The organism is Bacillus sp. RSS_NA_20 (assembly GCF_020165915.1).
Classification (GTDB): Bacteria; Bacillota; Bacilli; order Bacillales; family Bacillaceae; genus Bacillus; species Bacillus altitudinis.
On the sequence record NZ_JAIUKW010000005.1, the window covers coordinates 1899289 to 1921240 of the forward strand.

General features: G+C 40.6%; 19 protein-coding genes, 1 tRNA gene and 1 pseudogene. 5 read left to right on the plus strand and 16 right to left on the minus strand.

What is annotated here, in order from left to right; translation table 11 throughout:
* Positions 1 to 6: 6 nt before the first annotated feature.
* The 3 genes from nikA to LCD32_RS15500 all read right to left on the minus strand — a co-directional run bounded on the left by nikA (position 7) and on the right by LCD32_RS15500 (position 4167).
* Positions 7 to 1650 (minus strand): nickel ABC transporter substrate-binding protein, encoded by a 1644-nt coding sequence (nikA, locus tag LCD32_RS15490; RefSeq protein WP_224564167.1) that lies wholly within the window; start codon positions 1648 to 1650, stop codon positions 7 to 9.
* Between the two features lie 289 nt (positions 1651 to 1939).
* On the minus strand, positions 1940 to 3109 hold the full coding sequence (locus LCD32_RS15495; protein WP_224564170.1) for a macrolide family glycosyltransferase: 1170 nt from the start codon (positions 3107 to 3109) through the stop codon (positions 1940 to 1942).
* Positions 3110 to 3276: 167 nt separating this feature from the next.
* Positions 3277 to 4167 (minus strand): ABC transporter substrate-binding protein, encoded by an 891-nt coding sequence (locus tag LCD32_RS15500; protein ID WP_060781655.1) that lies wholly within the window; start codon positions 4165 to 4167, stop codon positions 3277 to 3279.
* A gap of 240 nt (positions 4168 to 4407) precedes the next feature.
* Between LCD32_RS15500 and LCD32_RS15505 the strand changes: the two genes are divergently transcribed.
* The gene (locus LCD32_RS15505; protein WP_224564173.1) at positions 4408 to 6114 is read left to right on the plus strand and encodes an alginate lyase family protein; all 1707 of its coding nucleotides are present in this window, start codon (positions 4408 to 4410) and stop codon (positions 6112 to 6114) included.
* 118 nt (positions 6115 to 6232) lie between these two features.
* On the opposite strand, the gene LCD32_RS15510 is transcribed toward LCD32_RS15505, so the two are convergent.
* Positions 6233 to 6308: transfer RNA gene (locus LCD32_RS15510), tRNA-Arg, on the minus strand.
* Positions 6309 to 6561: 253 nt separating this feature from the next.
* Between LCD32_RS15510 and clpP the strand changes: the two genes are divergently transcribed.
* The gene (clpP, locus tag LCD32_RS15515) at positions 6562 to 7158 is read left to right on the plus strand and encodes an ATP-dependent Clp endopeptidase proteolytic subunit ClpP (protein WP_007500118.1); all 597 of its coding nucleotides are present in this window, start codon (positions 6562 to 6564) and stop codon (positions 7156 to 7158) included.
* A 55-nt stretch (positions 7159 to 7213) separates the two neighbouring features.
* Here clpP and LCD32_RS15520 read toward each other — a convergent pair whose 3' ends face one another.
* Positions 7214 to 7792 carry a TIGR00730 family Rossman fold protein gene (locus tag LCD32_RS15520; protein ID WP_060781447.1) on the minus strand — a complete coding sequence of 193 codons (579 nt, stop codon included), beginning with the start codon at positions 7790 to 7792 and terminating at the stop codon, positions 7214 to 7216.
* A gap of 136 nt (positions 7793 to 7928) precedes the next feature.
* On the opposite strand from LCD32_RS15520, the gene LCD32_RS15525 reads away from it, so the two are divergent.
* Positions 7929 to 8270 (plus strand): MazG nucleotide pyrophosphohydrolase domain-containing protein, encoded by a 342-nt coding sequence (locus LCD32_RS15525; protein WP_017368102.1) that lies wholly within the window; start codon positions 7929 to 7931, stop codon positions 8268 to 8270.
* 29 nt (positions 8271 to 8299) lie between these two features.
* On the opposite strand, the gene LCD32_RS15530 is transcribed toward LCD32_RS15525, so the two are convergent.
* The gene (locus LCD32_RS15530) at positions 8300 to 9922 is read right to left on the minus strand and encodes a SulP family inorganic anion transporter (RefSeq protein ID WP_060781448.1); all 1623 of its coding nucleotides are present in this window, start codon (positions 9920 to 9922) and stop codon (positions 8300 to 8302) included.
* A gap of 37 nt (positions 9923 to 9959) precedes the next feature.
* Positions 9960 to 10541, minus strand: coding sequence for a beta-class carbonic anhydrase (locus tag LCD32_RS15535; protein ID WP_224564174.1), 582 nt, complete (start codon positions 10539 to 10541; stop codon positions 9960 to 9962).
* Positions 10542 to 11104: 563 nt separating this feature from the next.
* Between LCD32_RS15535 and LCD32_RS15540 the strand changes: the two genes are divergently transcribed.
* On the plus strand, positions 11105 to 12082 hold the full coding sequence (locus tag LCD32_RS15540; RefSeq protein WP_224564177.1) for a 2-hydroxyacid dehydrogenase: 978 nt from the start codon (positions 11105 to 11107) through the stop codon (positions 12080 to 12082).
* 342 nt (positions 12083 to 12424) lie between these two features.
* Positions 12425 to 12751 (plus strand): annotated as a pseudogene (locus LCD32_RS15545) (ribonuclease); the annotation flags it as partial.
* 52 nt (positions 12752 to 12803) lie between these two features.
* Here LCD32_RS15545 and LCD32_RS15550 read toward each other — a convergent pair.
* From LCD32_RS15550 to LCD32_RS15590, 9 genes are all read right to left on the minus strand, one after another.
* The gene (locus LCD32_RS15550; protein WP_008348123.1) at positions 12804 to 13547 is read right to left on the minus strand and encodes an arylamine N-acetyltransferase family protein; all 744 of its coding nucleotides are present in this window, start codon (positions 13545 to 13547) and stop codon (positions 12804 to 12806) included.
* Positions 13548 to 13585: 38 nt separating this feature from the next.
* Positions 13586 to 13843, minus strand: coding sequence for an HPr family phosphocarrier protein (locus tag LCD32_RS15555; RefSeq protein ID WP_008348124.1), 258 nt, complete (start codon positions 13841 to 13843; stop codon positions 13586 to 13588).
* 26 nt (positions 13844 to 13869) lie between these two features.
* Complete coding sequence (gene whiA, locus LCD32_RS15560) at positions 13870 to 14820, minus strand: DNA-binding protein WhiA (protein WP_008348125.1); 951 nt, start codon at positions 14818 to 14820, stop codon at positions 13870 to 13872.
* Between the two features lie 17 nt (positions 14821 to 14837).
* Positions 14838 to 15797 (minus strand): uridine diphosphate-N-acetylglucosamine-binding protein YvcK, encoded by a 960-nt coding sequence (locus LCD32_RS15565; RefSeq protein WP_008348128.1) that lies wholly within the window; start codon positions 15795 to 15797, stop codon positions 14838 to 14840.
* Complete coding sequence (rapZ, locus tag LCD32_RS15570; RefSeq protein ID WP_048001986.1) at positions 15798 to 16685, minus strand: RNase adapter RapZ; 888 nt, start codon at positions 16683 to 16685, stop codon at positions 15798 to 15800.
* A 39-nt stretch (positions 16686 to 16724) separates the two neighbouring features.
* Entirely contained in the window at positions 16725 to 17189 is a 465-nt protein-coding gene (locus tag LCD32_RS15575; protein WP_008348133.1) for an 8-oxo-dGTP diphosphatase, read from the minus strand.
* Positions 17190 to 17546: 357 nt separating this feature from the next.
* Complete coding sequence (trxB, locus tag LCD32_RS15580; protein ID WP_024719880.1) at positions 17547 to 18497, minus strand: thioredoxin-disulfide reductase; 951 nt, start codon at positions 18495 to 18497, stop codon at positions 17547 to 17549.
* Between the two features lie 234 nt (positions 18498 to 18731).
* Positions 18732 to 20105 carry an NlpC/P60 family protein gene (locus LCD32_RS15585; RefSeq protein ID WP_167403837.1) on the minus strand — a complete coding sequence of 458 codons (1374 nt, stop codon included), beginning with the start codon at positions 20103 to 20105 and terminating at the stop codon, positions 18732 to 18734.
* Positions 20106 to 20469: 364 nt separating this feature from the next.
* On the minus strand, positions 20470 to 21930 hold the full coding sequence (locus LCD32_RS15590) for a tetratricopeptide repeat protein (protein ID WP_017357904.1): 1461 nt from the start codon (positions 21928 to 21930) through the stop codon (positions 20470 to 20472).
* Positions 21931 to 21952 lie beyond the last annotated feature (22 nt).

A 21952-nucleotide genomic window follows, 5' to 3' on the forward strand; every position in this document is an offset into this window, starting at 1 on the left:
TCCGATTTATGACGAAAAATACATTCGATCAAAGGGAATTTCATACTGAGATACATGAAAATCTACACCTTTGAGGCGCTTATTATAAACGGCCTTTGTCACAGAATAGGAAATAGGGATATACACATTTTCATCATGAATATACGTCAAAATATCTCGGTACATTTGTGCCCTCTTTTGCTCATCAGGCTCCACCAATACTTTCGTAATGGTCTCATCCAGCCACTTTTTCTTTTTCAATCCTAACTGAGCTTGATAATCAGCATGGGATGCAACACGGAATGAAGAGACGTATGTTTGAGGGTCATAAGGAAGTCCCCAAGATAGAGAGTACATAAGATCAAACTTTCCTGTTTTTTGACGATCTAAAAATGCCTGTTTTTCTTCACCTCTAATATCCAGCTTGATTCCAACCTGCTTGAAGTCCTGCTGAATCGATTCACTAATCGTTCTTTCACCTGCATTATCCGAATTATAATAAATGGTCACGCTGAGCGGCTTGTCTTTTTGATAGCGATAGCCGTCTTCTTTTAGCTTCCAGCCTGCCTCATCTAATAATGCCTCTGCTTTCTTTTTTTGATAGGTTTTCTTTTTAAGCGGAATATCTGCGTAAGGGACTGATGGGGCGAGCAGTGTATGTGCCACCTGTTCAGTTCCATTTAAAATCCCTTCTGTAATCATCTCTTTTTGAATGGCATATTGAAATGCTTCTCTTACTTTTGGATCTTGTGTTATTGGTTGATTGGAGTTGATCACAATAGATCTTGATCCAACAGGAGGACTCACGGTTACCCCATATTGACCAGCTTCTTTTAAAGCCTGAAATGAATCTCCGTCGATCATGTCACCATCAGCTCCAAATAAGAGGTCGATCTCCCCTTTTTGCAGAGCGAGTAAAATCGTTTGGTGATCCGGCATGACCTTCCATTTCACTGTTGAAATCTTTGGCTTCTTTCCCCAATAGTGATGATTCACTTCAAAAATGGCATATTGATTTTTCTTATGTTCCTTTAACACATAAGGACCTGTACCTGCATAACCTTTGACGCCTTTTGATGTGGTGCCATCAATAAAGCTTTTGGGAGAAATAAAACGGAATGGACGTGTTAAACCAAGCTCTTCTAATGTTGGATAATAGGGCTCCTTCAATGTGAGAACAAATGTATGTTCATCTACAGCCTTTGTGGATTTAATTTCTGACACGAGATTGAGCCAAGCATTTTTTTCAATATTTTTGACAACTGCATCAATATTCATTTTGACAGCCTTCGCATTAAATGGCTCACCATCTGAAAAAGTCACGTTTTCTCGAAGATGAAATGTGTAGGTTCTTCCATCTTTAGAAATATCCCAGCTTTGGGCCAAGGCAGGTTGAATGCCTTTTTCCGTATTCACAACAAGCGATTCAAACACCATATTTTGAGCGGCCATCTCCCCGCCATATAGATGGGGATTAATGTCTCTTATATCTTTTGTACTTGCATACACCAGTTCATCATCTTCTCTTCCACTTAAACTGGAAGAGGTCTTATTTTCAGAACAAGATGCCAATAGAAAACAAGCCATGACTGAAAACAGCATCAAGGTATATGTCACAAAGGACTGCTTTTTCTCGTCCTTTTTCTTTATGTAAACAGGTTGATGATTCATATGTACTTCCCCCAAATGTTCATTTTATCGTAATCATTACGATTATTAATCGAAATGATTACGAATTGAATATTAGCATACAGATCTGGGAAATACAATGGCTTTTTTCACCGAAAAAACAGACTCATGATTGAGTCTGTCAGGTTGTTGACAAAGAGCTAAAATGATCTTTATTTTAGCTCTTTGTCTTCTTTTCAGCGTGAAAGAAAACCTTTGCAGTCTAGGAAGGGCGAGCACCAGCGCACAGACCTGCGGGCGAATTCGAGGGTTTGTCTACACGCTGAGAGACTCATGATTGAGTCTGTTTCGCTTGCATAAACTGATCAATGACACGTAATGCTTTTTCTGTTCCACCTGCTGTTTGGAAACTTTCTTCAACCTTTTCAATTCCAGCACGGTACGTGTCACTTCCCAGTACACTTTCTACAGTATCTCTCAACTGCTTTGCTGTCAGCTGGTCTTTATCGAGTGCACGAGCAGCAGAGAGATCCGTCAGTCTTTTTGCCACCATCGGCTGATCTTTGTCAACCGGGATGACAACCATTGGAACATGATAATGAATACCTTCATTGACACTGTTCATCCCGCCGTGGGTCACAAACACATCTGTCAGTTCAAGGACTTCAAGCTGCGGCACATAAGGCTCGATGAGAAAATGAGATGGCGCTTCTTTTAGGAGAGACATGTCAATTTTTTCACCAGTTGCGAGAATCACTTTTCCATCAAAGTCGGCAAAGGCATCAATACACATATTAAAGAATGCTTCAGTATCTCCAAGAACCGTTCCCATTGAAATAAAGACAACCTTCTCCCGCTCAAGCGCTTCTAATGGGAAATCGTGCTGGTCAGCACGTTTTAGAAAACTCGGTCCAATGAAAACAAACGAATCATCCAATGCATCAACAGACGGCTGAAAATATTCACTTGTATACACCATATTCAGCTCTCCACGGTTTTTCATGAATTGCATCAAATGCTTTGGCTGAACGCCAAAACGTTCATGTATTTCTTCTAACAGATGAGCCGCCTTCTCATCTTTTCTGTATAAAGGTGTATCAAAATGCGCCTCCTGCAGCACAAAAGAAGGATTCGAACCAATGCCTGGAATTTGTAAGTAATCCCGCACAAGCTCACCTGCTCCAAACATATCAAAATAGACCAAATCAAATGAATGCTGTTGAGAAAGAGTTTCCACCACTTCTAAAATGTCTAATGACGTTTGCAGCATGGCATGGAAAAATGGCTGCATGGACTCTAAATCGCTTTCTTCGACACTTAATGTGCGAATATAATCTGGATGTATATGTACGTGAGCGCCTAAGCGTTTGATCCGCTTTTGATAATGTTCAGTTGTGACCACATGCACTTCATCACCTCGATCAACAAATGCTCTTATCATTCCTAACATTGGGTTCACATGTCCTTCAGCTGGGAACGTAATCATTAAAACCTTCGCCACAAGAATCCTCTCCTTATTGTCAATTCTCTACCATGTTAATCTTATACAGTGATCGGGCTCAACAAATACGCCTGAAAAGGGGATAAATGAGACTTATGGCTAGTATTTTAAGAGGATAGCAGAAAAAAAGACAAAGCCTCCTGTTTAAGTGCTTTGTCTTTTTTCTATTAATTTTTGAGCAGCATTTGTTTAAACGCAGCAGACTGTTTTTCAATTGAGATTGGATCAGCATAGATAAATTCTTTGATTGAATAGGATAAAACATGTCCTTGTTTCACTGCTTTATTCTTCTTCCATACACCGCTACCTGTGATATCTAGATTAGGTGCTTTTCCATCCTTTGTTGGTACAAGTAAATAGTCACCTGTATACTCATTCATCTCTTCTAATGAAATACCGAGATACCCTTCTTTCGGAAGAGCCTTATCCGCTTTTTCAAGCAGGCTAAATCCATACCCTTGATAGATGACCTCCCCACCGCGGCCAAAGTCTGTACCAAATAAGTATACCTGCTTAGGCTGCACATCCATAATGGAGAACGTCTTGTCTTCACCAATTTTTGCTTTGACCTCTTTGCCGTCTTTTTTCAGCTGCTCGTCCATTTCTTGTATTTGTTTTTTCGCTAACGATTCTTTTCCAAGAATCTTTCCGATTTCAATATGCATCTCTTTAAAGCTATGCTCACTTGTTGTGAAAGTAATTGTTTTTGCGATCTTTTTATATTTCTCAACTTGATCATTTTGTGAATAAGCAATGATGAGATCAGGCTTCAGTTTGGCGATTGCCTCCACATTTTCTATCGGCACCCTCTTCACACCTGTTTCATCTAAAAAGGATGATTTAGGATAAACATCTGTCATGCCAACAGGTGTCACACCTAACTTTTTAAAATTTCCAAGCTGCGCTGTTAACACAACAATACGCTTTGGCTTGTCAGGAATGGTGATCTTTTCACCCGTTTCAGTTGTATATGTACGAGTATTTGATTCTTGTTCTTTATTGTCTTTCTGCCCGCAAGCCACCAACAATACTGCCAGCAGACTCATAAGCCAAATCATTTTTTTCACTTACGAAAACCACCTTTAATTGAGAATGATTATTAATTATAGCATAAATAGTGTGGTGTAAATGACAGCTAAAAAACACTTTCTATAGATAGTTTTCATCATGCATTCAGATTTCAGAGAATTGAATAGAACATCTTTAAAAGAATTTCTCCGTAATATCTTGAAAATTTGATAGATATCTCCTTTTTTACTGTATAATTAGTTCTAGTCTTAAAGGAAGGTGACTAAACCTTGATTTTCAAAAGAAGTAAGCAAACCAAAAATACAATCGCTAACGCTGACAAAATAGTAGAAAATTATTTATATGTACACTCCGCTTGGCCTGCTGTAAATGTAACTGAAATCACTTGGGAAGAGAATCCTTATCAAAATGTGACTTGGTGTTTTTATTTACATAGTTTGGATATTGTAGCATATTTAATGCACGCATATGAACTAGATTCCGACTTGAAATATCTTAAAAAAGCAAAAGAGATCATTCATAGTTGGATAGTAAAAAACCCTTCTAAAGAACAACAAGCAAGTGTCTATGCTTGGAAGGATCACAGTGTGGCTAATAGAATTGTGAATATCATTCATTTTTGGGATAACTACAAAGACTCACCTATCTATGAAGAGACCTTTACTGAAGTAATCACACAAACATTAATAAAACACGGCAATTATCTTGAAGATGATAAGAACCATACTTTCATTAATAATCATGGCATTTTCCAAGATCGCTCATTGATTGAATTATCCCTAGTTTTTCCTCATCTAGCTAATGCGGATAGATGGTATGATAAAGCCATTAATAGATTTATGGATCATGCTAGAAAGGATGTTGCTCAAAGCGGTGTTCATCTTGAACATAGTGCAGAATACCACATCGTTGTATTAAATCTTTTTAGAAGTATCAATGATTTCTTAAATTATCATGGAAAAGAAGTTCCTGAATTATCTTTTTTAATCTATAAGATGGAAGAATATTTAGCGTATTTGTTTAAGCCAGATGGAAAAATTCCTCTAACAGGTGATTCAAATCCCCTAGATATGTCCCATTTTTCAGAAGAAATGATTTCGAATCCAAACTTCCTCTTTACATTTTCAAGCGGACTTTTGGGGAAACAACCTGAAATTGATAAAGTATACAAAGATGCTGGAGTTGCGATTTTCAGAAACACTTGGACATTTAATAGTGCCCAGCTTTACTTAAAATTTACTGCTGGCTTTCATTCAAGAGTTCATAAACACGCTGATGATTTATCCATTCTACTATCTATTGGACAAACTGATTTTTTTGTAGACTCAGGTAAGTATAACTATCAAGAAAAAGATAGTTATCGTCAGTATTTTAGAAGCACAAAAGCACACAATACTGTTACCGTAAATCGCAAATCGTATGAGATAACCGATGAGAAAATTGGAAAATCAAATATACAGAATTATGGTTTTCACCAGGATTACAGTTTTGTTACCGGCATACACTCGCTATATCCGGGGAATATTGTCAAACGTACACTTTTATATCTAAAGAAAATGGAGTCTATTATCATTTTTGATGAGTTAACTAGTAATAAAGAGTGTACGTACAGTCAAATATTCAATATTGGCGAACATGTGAATACAACTGTAGAAACAAAAAAGAAAATTATTTTGGAAAGCACACTGGACGGCAGAACAATTGAGTTGCTTCAAATGAATCATGTGACAGAGTTCAAAAGATACGAAGGTCATACTCAGCCGATTGGAGGATGGCAATCATCGGTTTTTAATAAAAAACATCCAATCACTCAAATTCAATTCTCAAATAAAGGAACCGGCCTAGAATACAAAACCATTATAAATACTCATAAGGATATCGGGATTAAATACTTCTCTACAAAAAAAGTCGATGATCAGAAAACAATTTACTCAATCACAGATAAATACAATGAGAAGCTATATATTAAAATTTAAAAGACGCGTTAATTATCATCAAAGGAACTCGCCTTACGTTTTTGCAATTTATTTCTATATAAAAAACCTCTCGATAGATATTTGCATCGAGAGGCCTTTTTATTCTACTAATTAAGTACGCGCTCGGAGGGATTCGAACCCCCGGCAGACGTGGTACCGGAAACCACCGCTCTATCCAACTGAGCTACGAGCGCACGATATGTTTTTTAAACGTCAGCATATCAAATTATAAGGGAAATGCTGCAAGAAAGCAATGATTAATCGCCAGCCCTGTCGATGTATTTTCTTCATTCCCATACATATAATCATATGATGGTTTGAAGTGAAAGGATTTTGGGGAAAATGGATAGGGGTATTTGATTTTAGGTCAGCATTTTGTTTGACCTTTATTGACCAAAAATGTATCATTGAATTACATACTTACCTAAAAGGTGAAGGAGGAACATTATGAATTTAATACCTACAGTCATTGAGCAAACAAATCGTGGGGAAAGAGCTTACGACATTTATTCTCGTCTTTTAAAAGACCGTATTATCATGCTTGGTTCTGCGATCGATGACAATGTTGCCAACTCCATCGTATCACAGCTTCTCTTCTTAGAAGCCGAGGATCCTGAAAAAGATATCTCTATCTACATTAACAGCCCTGGCGGTTCGATCACAGCTGGTATGGCCATTTATGATACGATGCAATTTATTAAACCAAAGGTATCAACTATTTGTATTGGTATGGCTGCATCTATGGGTGCGTTCCTGCTTGCTGCTGGTGAAAAAGGTAAGCGTTATGCCCTTCCAAATAGTGAAGTGATGATTCACCAACCACTAGGTGGTGCGCAAGGTCAAGCAACAGAAATTGAAATTGCGGCAAAACGAATCCTTTCTTTACGCGATAAACTGAACCAAGTACTTGCTGAACGTACTGGTCAGCCAATTGAAGTCATTGAGCGCGATACAGATCGTGACAACTTCAAAACAGCGGAAGAAGCACTTCAATACGGACTCATTGACAAAGTCTTGACCCGTAATACAGAAGAACAAAAATAATCACAAAACAAACCGTCTGCTCTTTGAACAGACGGTTTTTTGTTATGCATCTATTTTAAGACAGCTCCGTCCATTTCTGCTGAAGAGACGGTGTTTGATAGGAAGCCATCTGTGAAATCAATTCTTCCGGTTCTCCAGAGGCATGTAGCAATTGAAGGTGTGATTCATTCGAAAAACCTTCCTTTACACTAAACTTCACCATGTCTATGAGCGGATTGAAATAGTCATTCACTTGATACAATCCGATTGGCTTTTGATGGATGCCAATTTGCGCCCAACATAGCACCTCAAATAATTCTTCATATGTACCAAAACCACCTGGCATGGCAATAAACCCATCGGCCAGCTCGCTCATTTTCGCTTTTCGTTCATGCATCCCTTTGACTTCAATGAGTTCAGTGAGCTCTTGATGCACAACTTCTCCTCTAAAAAGCCCTTTTGGCATGACTCCGATCACTTGCCCGCCGTTTTTCAATACCTCATCCGCTATAGCTCCCATTAAGCCAATTCGTGAGCCACCGTATACAAGGCGGATTCCTTGCTCTGCCATATAAGCCCCTAGCTCGACAGCTTTTTGTTTGTAGATGTCATTCACACCTGGATTCGAACCAGCAAACACACAAATCGTTTTCATCAAAACAGCTCCATCTCTCTCTATGATTTCTTCACCCACTCATTCTACTATAATTCATTGTAAAGAAACAGCCGCTCCATCTATATATAGTGTAAAATCAGAAGATGAACACCATATAAGGAGCTGTATAAAGAGAATGCAAACAACTGAAATGGAAAAATGGATCAAAGATTTCTACAAAATGAGAAATTGGACAGAATACGGGCCGTTTATCAGGTTAGGTTTCCTGATGGAAGAAACAGGTGAACTCGCTCGCGCAGTCAGGGCGGTCGAAATTGGACGCGATCGACCTGATGAGAAAACACAGGAGGACGCCGCGTTAAGGAAGGACCTTATTGAAGAAATGGGAGATGTCTTAGGAAATCTACTTGTTCTAGCTGATCTCTATGATGTAACAGTAGAAGAGGTCTTCTCTTCCCATCAACAGAAACTCACACAACGGTTTTCTAGTGAAAAAGAGCAGGTAAAAAGCACGTGACTGACATGTCACGTGCTTTTTTTAGCCTTTTATAGCTGCTGTGGTGAAATATCGTCCGTTCGTTCAAAGAAATGCTGCTTTCCAATGTGATGGAAAAGTCCGGTACGATGCAAAAGCTCTTTTGGCTGTGATTGAAGCCCTACAATCATCAATTTTCCATTGTGATGCTTTAAACGATTGGAAATGTTCATCAGAACCGCTTCTGCTGAGGTGTCCATATAATTCACTTTGTTCATAAGCAAAATGAGTGTTTTCGGCTTTGTCTGAACATGATCCAAAATCGAATTTTCCAATGAATCGGTTGTACCGAAAAAGAGTGGCCCTTCAATCGAATACATACTAACCCCTTTCTGATCGGTCTCCCTTTCTAAGGCAGCCGCCGTTTCGATTTGAGGAACAGCGACATTTGTGTGGATATTCGTTGTCTGGCTCATTTTTTTGATAAAGGCGATAAACGCTAAAATGAGACCTGCAGTCACCCCTATAATCAAATCACCGATGACCGTTAGCAGGAAGGTCACGACAAGCACAAGGGAATCCGCATTTTTGACTTTGACAATATTGATAAACTCTTTTTTCTCACTCATATTCCACGCCACAAACATCAAAATCGGTGCCATGGCAGCAAGTGGAATCATCGATGCATATGGTGCAAATAACATTAAGATGAGCAAGACAACAACACCATGCACGACTCCTGAAATGGGGCTTGCTCCACCATTTTTAATGTTTGTTGCCGTACGAGCAATCGCTCCCGTCGCTGGGATCCCTCCGAAAATCGGTGCCGCCATATTGGCAATTCCTTGCCCGACAAGCTCCTTGTTGCTGTCATGCTTTGAGCCTTTCATATTATCAGCAACCATAGCTGACAAGATGGACTCCACGCCGCCTAAAAGGGCAATGACAATAGCCGGCGGCAGCAGATAAATCATTTTTTCAATCGTCAATTCAGGAAAAGAGAAAGTTGGCAGCTGACGAGGGATTTCGCCATATGCAGAGCCGATGGTTTCAACTTGTCCTTGAAAAAAGAGAACAGCTATAAATGTTGAAACAAGTAGACCTAATAGAGCACCAGGTATTTTGGGAATGTATTTTTGTGCCGCCAAAATCACGATGAGCCCAACAATCGCTGTGAGAATGGCGAAACTGTTTGCGGTACCAAGATGGACCACGATTTCTCTCATATTGAGGAAAAAGCTTTCATGCTTTTCAACACCCTTTAATCCGAGGAAGTTGGCAATCTGTCCTGAAAAAATAATGACAGCAATGCCGGCAGTAAAGCCGATGATAACCGGACGAGGAATAAATTTCATGAGCTTCCCTAGTTTGAATATTCCGAATAAGACAAGCATACAGCCTGCCATAAAACCAGCAATGAGTAAGTTTTCAATACCGTACTGGCTGACGATCCCGAATAAAATTGGAACAAATGCCCCGGTCGGTCCGCCGATCTGATACTTTGAACCACCAAACAATGAAATCAAAATGCCGGCAACGATGACTGTGTATAATCCGTATTCTGGTCCGACACCAGATGCAATGGCAAAAGCCATGCCTAAAGGAATTGCCACAACGCCCACGACAAGCCCAGCGATTAAATCGCGTCTAAACTTTGATGAATCATAACCTTCAAATCTTCCATAAAAACGCATGGTATGTGTTGGCCTCCTTCAAGTATGTGTAGATGATTTAGATATATTGCGGGTCGATCTGTTTATCTTTTATAACGACATCCAGCTTTCCTGTTGCCGGATGAATCACTAGTCCATGAACAGCTACATCACTTGGCATGAGCGGGTGCTCTTTGACTAATTTCACACTTTGGGATACGCTCTCTTCCACTGAATCAAAGCCTGTCAGCCAGCCCTTTAAATCGACACCTGCGCTTTTCACAATGCTCAAACACTTTTCCTCAATTCCCCGTGCTTTTGCCTTTTCAAGTAAAGGGTCTGCCGCAAGGCCTGCCATTCCGCATTCATGATGTCCGACAATGCATACTTCCTCTGCTTTCAGCTCATAAATGGCTAGTAAAATACTCCGCATAACACTGCCAAATGGATGTGTAACGATGGCTCCTGCATTTTTAATGATCTTCGCATCACCGTTACGAAGCCCCATGGATTGCGGTAATAATTCCAACAGGCGTGTGTCCATACAAGTTAATATAACCAATTTCTTCTCAGGAAATTTTCCCGCCTTGAAAGGCTCATACTGTCTCTCTTTCACAAAATCTGCATTGTGCTGAAGAATCTGTTCTAATGTTGATCCCATCCTGTCATCTCCTATCTTTTTTAAGTGATTGTAACGCCTTACCTGGCCTCCTTTTCCCTTGTGTGTTCTCAAGCATAGAGAAGAAAAATGATAGAAAAAAAAGAAAAAAATGAGAAAACGATGAGAGAATATGTAAGCATTTTCTCTATTTTGCTCTTTGTTCCGCTTCAGCACAGGGGATATGCGGCTTTTGCTTACAAACGATGGCTCACATTTCACCAAAAGACGATGAAAAGGTTTAGTAGAAAATGACCGTCCCGTTTAATACACTGCAAATATAATAAATTTTCTATCAAAAAGTCTCGATCTATTTTCCAGTTTGTCAGATTATCTCCCGAAACATCTAGCATTTTTCTATGACTCATCTACTAATCATTCGTTTTTCTACATCATAAAAAGACATCAGATGGCCATGTCATTTACTCTTTCACTATAAAAATCTCTCCTTTTCCGTTATTTCAGTATATTAAATATTGAGCAGCTCATATTCAAACGTGTACTGCCAAAATGGTTGCTTTATAATAAAAAGAGAAAGATGACCATGTGAAAGGAGCGAGTTGATGATGAAACCACATATTTTTGTCGCCAAACCCTTACCTGCCACTTTTGAAGACATGTTAAAAGAACATTGTACATACGAGGTATGGCAGTCAAAGGACCCGATCCCAAGAGATCTATTATTTGAGAAGCTGCAGAAGGCTGATGGCCTTTTAACATCAGGTACGAAAATTGATCAAGATTTATTAGATCATGCACCTCAACTCAAGGTGGTAAGCAATAATTCAGTCGGCTATGACAATTTTGATCTAGAAGCCATGAGACAAAGAGGCGTGATTGGTACGCACACGCCTTATACACTCGATCATACCGTTGCTGATCTTGCCTTTTCGCTCATTCTCTCTTCTGCGAGGAGAATTGCCGAGCTTGATCGTTTTATCCGCAAGGGAAAATGGACAAAATTTGTTCAAGAGGAAGATATATTCGGCATTGATGTCCATCATCAAACGCTTGGGATCATTGGGATGGGACGAATCGGTGAGCAAGTAGCCAAACGAGCCGCTCATGGTTTTGATATGAACGTCCTCTATCACAACCGGAGCCGAAACGAGAAAGCCGAATCGGCCTATGGCGCTGTATATTGTGCACTGGATGACTTGCTAAAGCAAGCTGATATCATTGTGTTAATCACACCGCTGACTGATGAGACGTACCATATGATAGGAGAGCGGGAATTGAAATTAATGAAGCCGACAGCTTTATTCGTGAACATCTCCCGCGGAAAAACCGTCGATGAGAAAAGCCTCATTCAAGCACTGCAGGAAGGGTGGATCAAAGGAGCTGGTCTGGATGTGTATGAGCAAGAACCGCTTCAGGAAAATCATCCTTTCAAAGAGATGGACAATGTCACACTTGCCCCGCATATCGGTTCCGCTACTGAAACGACAAGAGATCTTATGCTGAAACGAGCCATTCATAATGTGCTTCATGGAATTGACGGCAAAGCCCCTGTTGATATTGTGAAGGAGCTTGCCTCATCTTAATTGAAAAAAGGCGCAGGGAACTGCGTCTTTTTGTTTACGTCATCTAGAGACAGTAGGTCAAAAAGCCTCATTTTTTCCAATCTCCTGATTCTTTACATTCTCTTCATATGCCGGTGCTATAATATGAGGTAGACAAGCATCAAGAGGACGGCATCCCATTTCCTTTTGAGGAGGATCAAGATGAAAAAAATAAGTTCGATTTTTACTCTGTTCGCTCTGATTGCTGCCATTCTGTTTTCTGGATTTATCCCGCAGCAAGTCCATGCAGAAACACCACTTACACCCACAGCCACAAATGAGACTGCTTCCGTACAGCTTGCACCAGACCTTCGTACCCTTGCCGTCATTAATACCTTTGATGGTGTAGCAGATTACTTAATCCGCTATAAACGACTACCTGATAATTACATCACCAAATCACAAGCGAGCGCCCTCGGATGGGTGGCATCAAAAGGAAATTTAGCTGAAGTCGCGCCGGGCAAAAGCATCGGTGGAGACGTATTCTCTAATCGGGAGGGACGCCTTCCATCAGCTAGCGGCCGTACATGGCGTGAAGCCGACATCAACTACGTCTCCGGTTTCCGTAATGCTGACCGCCTAGTGTATTCAAGTGACTGGCTCATTTATAAAACAACCGATCACTATGCGACATTTACGAGGATTCGTTAATCATTATAAAAAGACAGCCCTAAGTCAAAAGGGCTGTCTTTTTTCATATTGTTTACGGAAGCAGTTTTTGTACGTACTCCTCAAACGGTTGTGAGAGTGGTTTCTTCGATACTTCTTCCTGTTCATGTATCGTGACATGATCCTCTGTCACGATCACACGACCTGTTGGTGTCAGTTTGGATGCAAGCGGTCTTTTGTTAAAAGGAGAGGCTTCATTTTCATAAATCTCATGCCTCAATTGCACAAGTGTATCTTCACCGACTTCTTTCAATGTGAAAGCATAACCTGTTTCAGCACCTGCTCCCCTATCCAATTGGAGTAGATGGGTTCCTTTTTCTGTTTCCTCTGCGTTCACTCGAAAACGAAGAGACGGTGCTTCCACCCATTCACCTGTAAAAGGGACGGGCTGAAGGGGTAAATTCACACCAAATCCGGCATCAATGAGGTAGCGCTCATGGTGATGTTGAAGGACGATGGCTACATGCGTCCCATCCAGTGCCCACTTCTCTGCTTCTTTGTTATATACGGTCCCTTGAACGAGCTGTACGGCGAGACCTGCCTCTTTTAAGACATAATATAAGAGCGGATTGAGGTCATAGCAAAGCCCACCTCTGCTGCCTTCCAGAAGATGATGCTTCAAACCTTCTTGATCCAAAGCATAGGCGTGTTTACCCACCACAGATCTATTTTCAAAAGGAAAGGTATAAGCCATCTTCCTTAGTAAATCCGGTAATTGATCAAACGTAATGGACGAAGCTTCGTATCCAATTTTCTGTAAAAAGGCTGATTGAATCACAACTTTCCCTCCTAAAAAAACTGAGCCCTTGAAGAGACTCAGTTTTCTTGATTGATAAAATCCGTTAACGCATCGATGGCTTCTTGTTCATCTGCTCCATCAGCTATTAGTTTGACGGTGACCCCAGAGCTGATCGCAAGGCTCATCAGTCCCATAATACTCTTCGCATTGACTTTTTTCCCATCTTTCTCTAGAAAAATATCAGCACCAAAACGATTGGCTTCTTGAACGAACAAAGCAGCCGGACGTGCCTGCAAACCCGTTTTCAGCTGAATTGTGACCGTTTTTTCCACCATATGATCTGCCTCCCTTTTTTATTTCCCTATTTGAGTGTAACAGCTTGTCCGTTTCTTAATTGTTCTGCAATTTGATCTAGCTTTCTTAAACGGTGATTAATGCCTGATTTGCTGATCTTGCCGCTTTCCACCATTTCGCCAAGTTCCTTTAGTGTGACTTCTTGGTAGTCAATACGCAGTTGCGCAATTTCACGCAGCTTATCTGGCAGGGCGTCTAGTCCAATCTTTTCGTCAATGAATTGAATATTTTCAACTTGGCGCAGTGAGGCACCGATCGTTTTATTCAAGTTTGCTGTTTCACAATTGACGAGCCGGTTCACAGAATTCCTCATATCTCGGACGATGCGCACGTCTTCAAAACGAAGCAATGAGTTATGAGCACCCACAACACTTAAGAATTCCGTAATTTTCTCCGCTTCCTTCATGTATGTGATAAAGCCTTTTTTGCGTTCAAGTGTTTTACTATTAAGATGGAATTGATTCATGAGCTCACAAAGGGCATCATTATGTTCTTTGTATAGTGAAAAAATCTCAAGGTGATACGAAGAGGTTTCTGGGTTATTCACAGAACCTCCTGCTAAAAAAGCACCTCTCATATAGGAACGCTTGCAGCATCTTTTTTTCACAAGTTCTTCTGAAATGTTGCGTTCAAATACAAATTGTTCACCTAATATCTTCAGGTCCTCTAAAATGGTTTTCGCTCGTTCTACCAGTCTGACAATATACACATTATTCTTTTTTAATCTCATTTTTTTACGAACGAGCAGCTCGACAGTCACATCGTATTTCTTTTTCAAAAGGGTATAAATACGTCTTGCAATGGCTGCGTTCTCTGTCTGTATATCTAAAATCAATTTTCGATTAGAAAAAGATAATGAACCGTTCATACGGATGAGGGCAGAAAGCTCTGCTTTTGTGCAGCAGTCCTTCACTTCCAGATTAGTCAGCTCTTTTTTTGTTTCGGATGCAAATGACATCCTTGCCACCCCCATTCCTATTTTTTCTGATGCAGCAAATCGACAAGCAGCGCAGCTACTTTCAGCGTGTCATGACGAATCACATGCTGGTCATATGTAATGATTTCCCCAGGGATGACTTCTAGTCCCATGGCTTTGAGTACATCTGTGTCGAATTGTACAGGCTGCGCCTGCTCTTCTGCATATTTTGCTTTGATTTCTTCTGGAATTTCTTTATTGTTCACAAATATCGTATCGATAAATGGTCGGTCCATATGATCGTTTAGTGCCTGCACATGATCAGCTGCACTGTAGGAAAGCGTTTCCCCCGGCTGTGTCATGACATTACAAATATAGACTTTTTTCGCCTTAGAACGAATCACTTCTTCGCCAATATGCGGTACAAGCAAGTTTGGCAAGATACTTGTATACAAGCTGCCAGGTCCGAGGACGATCAAGTCGGCTTCACGAATGACTTGAATCGATTCTGGGAGCGGTTCAATCGTATCGGGTGTGAGGAACACTCGTTTAATTCGCTCACCATAGGTTGGGATTTTTGATTCTCCTGTTACCACTTGCCCATTTTCTAATTCAGCATGAAGAACAACACTTGAATTCGCTGCTGGCAATACTTTTCCTCTCACATTTAAGACCTTGCTCATTTCTGTGACGGCATGAAAAAAATCACCGGTTATATTCGTCATAGCCGCAAGAATGAGATTGCCGAGAGAGTGGCCTGTTAAGTCATTCCCTTTATTAAAACGGTGCTGAAATAAATCTTCTACAAGCGGTTCGACATCAGAAAGTGCCGCAAGGACATTCCGAATATCGCCTGGAGGCGGAATATTCAAATCATGTCGCAGTCTGCCTGAGCTGCCTCCATCATCAGCAACCGTTACAATAGCGGTAATATCCACTGGCTTTGTTTTTAGCCCTCTGAGCAAAACAGATAAGCCAGTGCCTCCGCCAAGAATGACCACCTTTGGAAGTGTCGTCATCTATTTTCTGCTTCTCTTTTCAATGTCCCGGTGAGTGACATGAGTATAGTAGTCATTTTTAAAATACTCCGATAAGTAGTTCGCTAGCGTCACTGATCGGTGCTGTCCACCTGTACAGCCAATAGCGATCACCAGCTGACTTTTCCCTTCTCGTTTATAGGACGGAAGCATAAAGCTGAGAAGGTCGATTAATTTCTCTGTGAACTTTTGCGTTTCACTCCACTTCATGACATAGGAGCGTACTTCTTCATCATTTCCAGTCTGTGGACGCATGCTCTCAATATAGTAAGGATTCGGCAGAAATCTCACATCAAATACAAGATCAGCATCAATTGGCAAGCCGTACTTAAAGCCAAATGACATCACATTCACTGTAAACACTTGCCCCTGATTCGTAGCAAAGTGTGTGACAATCTTTTCTCGAAGCTGTTTCGGTTTCAAATCCGATGTATCAAAAATCATTTGAGCCCGGCCTTTTAACTCTTCTAACAGATCGCGTTCCATCTCAATTCCTTCGAGCGGCAAACCTGTTGTCGCAAGGGGATGAGAACGTCTCGTTTCTTTATATCTTGAGACAAGCACCTTATCGTTTGCATCTAAAAATAGAATCCTTGGTGTGATCCAGCCGATATCACTCATCTCATCTAAGGCAGCAATTAAGCTATCAAAGAATTCGCGTCCACGCAAATCCATCACAAGGGCCACCTTGCTCATCTTTGAATTTGATTCCTTCATGAGCTCTAGAAACTTCGGTAAAAGTGATGGCGGTAAGTTATCCACACAAAAGTAACCTAAGTCTTCAAAGCTTTGGATGGCAACGGTTTTCCCCGCACCTGACATCCCTGTAATAATCACAAGCTGAATATCATCTTGTTTGTGCGTATTCATGCCTGCTCCCTCTCCTTCTTTATGAAAACGGTTCATTTATTAGTCTCCTTGAGGATCTAATCGATAAGCAATCAGCTCAAAGTCTGGTGTATACGTAAAAGTGCCGTGGAGAAGTCCTTTCCCTTTCAACATGAAGTCAAGAATATGGGAATCTCCTGGAGCCATCGGCAAGCTGGGTACATCTTTTACATCATGCCATTTTAAAATGCCTTCCTCCGACTCTGATACGTTTTTTCCTGTAAAGGAATCTGCCATAAAGGTGAACATCATCCACTCTTGAACGATTTGATCGCCTTCTTTTATGATAAAGGTAAACACGCCTTTTAGCTGCGGATTTAAAATATAAATGCCTGTTTCTTCTCTAAATTCTCGAACGACTGAATCCTTGACCGATTCTCCGCTCTCCATTTTGCCGCCAGGTGCTACCCACCAGCCTCGTCTTGGCTTTTGCAGCAAGAGAACTTGATCTTCGTGATGCAGCACACAATTGGTTACTCGTTGCATCAGCTGTCACCTACTCTTTTATGTCTTTTTCTTATTATACAGGTTCATCATGACTCCCACAATGAACATGCCCGTTCTTCACTGAAAACAGACAGGTTTTCGTATGATTATGGTGACGGGCACTTTCTCTATTCTTTATTTTACAACATCTAACGGTTCTCCATGCGTCATTTGTGAACATCTCGTGAATTTCTGATTTTAAGCAAAAAAAAGGACACGGATTCACATCCGTGCCAAACATGTATTCCTTATAAAAGGGGGTCAATTACTAGTTTCATCATAACGGATAATTGTTTCACCCGTGTTACATTCCAGTTAAAAGCCCGTGACGCAATATTAAGGATTTACGACAGCTGTTTATTTCATTGCTTTTAGCTTTTCAGCAAGCTCTTCTACATAATGCTGTGCACTCTGTGCTGCAATACTTCCATCACCTGTTGCTGTGACAATTTGACGAAGGGTTTTTTCACGAATGTCGCCAGCTGCGAAGATTCCTTCAACTTTTGTTTCCATTCTTTCGTTTGTCTCGATGTAACCCTCTGCATTTGTAATTCCAAGATTTTCAAATGGTTTAGACAGCGGCAGCATACCGATGTAGATAAAGACGCCATCTGTTTTGAAGTCTTCTTCCTCACCTGTCACGGTATCAATTAATGTCACACTGCCGACTTTCCCGTTTTCTTCATTGATTTCTTTAACGGTTTTGTTCCACATAAAGTCGATTTTTTCATTATCAAATGCACGTGCTTGTAAGATGCTTTGGGCACGCAGTTTGTCGCGTCTATGGACAATTGTGACTTTAGACGCAAAGCGAGTGAGGTAAACACCCTCTTCTACTGCTGAGTCTCCTCCGCCAATCACGACAAGCTCTTTGTTTTTAAAGAAGGCACCGTCACATACAGCGCAGTATGATACGCCGCGACCGCCAAGTTCTTTTTCGCCTGGTGCACCAATTTTTTTGTATTCAGCACCTGCCGCAATAATGACAGAGCGTCCTTTGTATTCTTTTGAACCAGCTTTGACGATTTTGTACTCTTCACCATCTACAATTTCTTTAATATCGCCATACGCATACTCGGCACCGAATTTCTTTGCATGCTCAAACATTTTATTTGAAAGTTCCGGCCCTAAGATGCTTTCAAAGCCCGGATAGTTCTCGACATCTTCCGTATTCGCCATTTGGCCGCCTGGAATTCCTCTTTCAATCATCAGTGTTGAAAGATTTCCCCGTGATGTATAAACAGCGGCTGTCATTCCGGCAGGACCCGCTCCAATGATGATCGTATCGTAGATTTTTTCTTCTGACACAACTGTCACTCCCTCTTCAATTGCTGCTAGCATTTCTTATTAGAATGCCCTTGGGTGATGCTTCCATTCATGACAGAGAGCATCATTTCCACTCTTAGCTTTTATTCCTTACCCATATCCTATTAAATCTGCGGATAATAAGCGAATCATTTGCTCATATCTTCAAAAAAAGAAAAAGCTTCCTTAAACTGCTGTTTAAGGAAGCCTGTTTACGGTTATATAGTAAGTAATGATTTATTCAACGACTCTTCTTACAACGCCATTGAATGCTTTTTTCCAGTAAACGTTGCTCATAGAGTCAACTGAAACACCGCGAGAGCTGTTATCGTTCAAGAATGTACCGTTTCCTAAGTAAATACCAACGTGTCCATTTACTTTATACGTATCAAAGAACACAAGGTCTCCGCGTTTCATGTCAGATGCACTTACAGCTCTTCCTTTACCTACAAGCGTATCTGTTGTTGTACCGCCAACTGGTCCAAGGTTGATGCCTGCTGATGCAAATGCCCAGCGAACGAATGAAGAACAGTCAAAACGACGTGCGTCAATATCGGCTTGTGATCTGCCGCCGCCCCATTTATATGGAGATTGTCCTACAATGGTAGAACCTGTGCTGATCGCACCTTCGATTCCGCCTACGTTATTGCTGACAGGTGATCCACCGCCAGAAGATGGCTTCTTGCTCGGTGAACTGCTGCTATTGTTATTTGAAGATCCACTGTTATTTGAAGAAGAACCGCTGTCGTTATTAGAGCTGTTGTCTTCAGCTTGAACAGCTGCTTGACGCTGCTGTTGTCTTTGTGCTTTTTCTTCTTTTGCTTTTTGAGCAGCTTCTCTTGCTTCTTTTTCAGCTTGTTTTTGAGCAGCGATTGTTGCGTCTTTTTCAGATGCAATGCTGTTTGCCTCAGTATTTAACTCGCTGATTTGAGAAGAAGCACTTCCTTTTTGCTTTTTCACTTGCTTGAATAGCTTGTCTTTCTCATCAAGCTGTTTATTTAAGTCAGTTTGAAGTGTTTCAAGCTTTGCAAGCGTCTTTTGAACATCTTCAAGCTTTGTGTTTAATTCGTTTTCAGACTTTTGTAATTCCGCTTTGTCTCTTTCTTGTTCTTTAATGATTTCGCTGTCTGCGTTGATTAATGTAGATACAGCACCTGCACGACTGATGAAATCGCTAAAGCTTTTTGCTCCTAGTAATACATCTATGTATTTCGTAGAACCACCGCTTTCTTGAAGCGCACGTACACGCTTTTTCAAGAATTCGTTTCTTTCTTCGATACGTTTTTCTGTATCAGCAATTTCTTTTTTCAGTGCTTTGATTTCTTTTTTTGTTTTTTCGTTTTCTTTTTGTTTTTCTTCGATTTGATCACTTGTTTTTAAAGCTTTTTCGTCAATTTCTTTTAGCTTTAGCGCAAGTGCCTCTTGTTTTGCCTCAAGCTTTGAAAGCTCTTCTTTTTTCTTTTGAAGATTCTTGTTTACCTCTGACTGCTTGCTGTCTAGTTCTTGTTTCTTTTGTTCAAAGTTCTGTGCATTTGCTTCATGAGTAAATGGAATAAATAAACCGCTCGCTCCAATCACCGAAGCTAAACCGAAAGTAATAAACTTTTTCACGTATAGTTCCTCCTTTGACAATTTCCCAAGCGACATGAGAAAGCAGCAAATTCTCTGCGACCAATCTGTGCTTCCTGTGTCTTTCTTCCTGATGAATCAGTCAGATGTTGACCAGATTGTTTCTATCACTAGGTGTTGCATTATGTATAGTAAAATATTTAAATATATGTCTTTGTTTTAATCCACGAGTTTCATTATACATGACACATCGACAAAATGAGCTAATATTTTTATTACATTTATGTTTCAAATAGATGTCGAGATTGTCATACTTCGCCAAATCCTAGCAAATCCCACCTTTTTATCCAAGAAAAAAGCATGACCTTTTCGGCCATGCTGCTGTTATCTGATTCTATTTACCTATTCAAACCATGAACGCACAAATAACATTCTCATATTTTGACAGCGTTTGAACGCTGATCTGAAAAGAAGCTGCGATCTCTTTTTTGCTGACAGCTGATTCTTCTTGTTCATTCATCCATAGATAATAAGAAGCTGCTGCCCATGCAATGGCATTTTTCTTCTCTACGCCTGAAGCGCGTGCTTGCTGAATAATATGGAATAACCAAAAATATGGCATGTGGCTATCAGGCTGCACCGCTTCTTCCAAAGCAGATGCCGCCTGTTTTGCGAAGACCGCATCTTCTGAAAACGATCGTTCTTCCATTTGATCTTCATATAAAAGTAACTCAATAAACTGCTGTTCAAAGGCCGTTTTCGCAGCGCGGGAATCAAGAACAGATTGCAAGACGTCACGTTCACCTTTTTGTTTGCTGACATAGTAGGCAGTGAGTCGTTCCTCAATTGAAACCATTGGCTCAGACTCCTCTGGTTTGTCTTGCCACGGCTTGATTTCATCTGCATCAATATCTTCTTCCACCATCTTATCCCAGACGGTTTGCGCCAGCGTTTTGTGGCCCGTATAATAGGCTGCACTTGCCAGCCAGTATAAAAACGTACTATCACCTTGGAAACCTGTTTTATACAAAGAATAAAGCCATTTAAATGCCCATTCAAATTCTCCAACAAGGGCAAATGTTGCGCCAAGCTTATAACGCTGTTCACTTAATATTGGATACACGTGCGTTAATTGCTTCGCTAACAGATTGACCTTTTCTTCTTCTTTTTCATAATGATAGAAAACAAGCTGATTACAAAGGGCATGCAGATTACCGGGATTTTCATGAAGGACCCGGTTCAACATTTCTTTTGCCTGATCGATTTGGCCAGAATAAAAATAGGCCAAAGCGAGATTATTATACGCTGACCAAAACTCTGGATACTCAACAATCATCTGTTCCAGCATCTCGATTGCTTCATCCAGCCTGCCGCTTTCTAGCAAATGGTTGGCTTGATCCTGCTTTACAATCAGATCATCCTGATCATAAGGAAAATCTTCATCAACATCGTCACTCATATCAAGCAGATCGAGGAGATCGTCATTTTCATCTGCAAATTCCCCGTCTTCTTCCAGCGCAGCATAAGCAGTGGCGCATCTATATGCCTCTTGAAACAAACCGAGATTCGCATAATTATTGGCTTTAAAGTAGTGACACTCTGACATATTCTCATCCAAGTGTTCAAGGATAAAATCAAGCAGTTCATTTGATTGTTGGTAATGACCCATTTCAGTATAAATAATGGCAAGCTGCGACAGCATTTCTACATTTTCAGGCTCAAGTACGATGGCCCGCTGTATCAGCTTACTTGCCCTAGACAGATTTCTTTCTCTATATGCTTTTAGACCTTTATGAAAAAAGTAATGCCCATCTTGGAATAGCTGGACGACTTGTGTGTGATTATTTTGAGAAGTGTATTTACTCACCGATACCCTCCATTTCGAACAG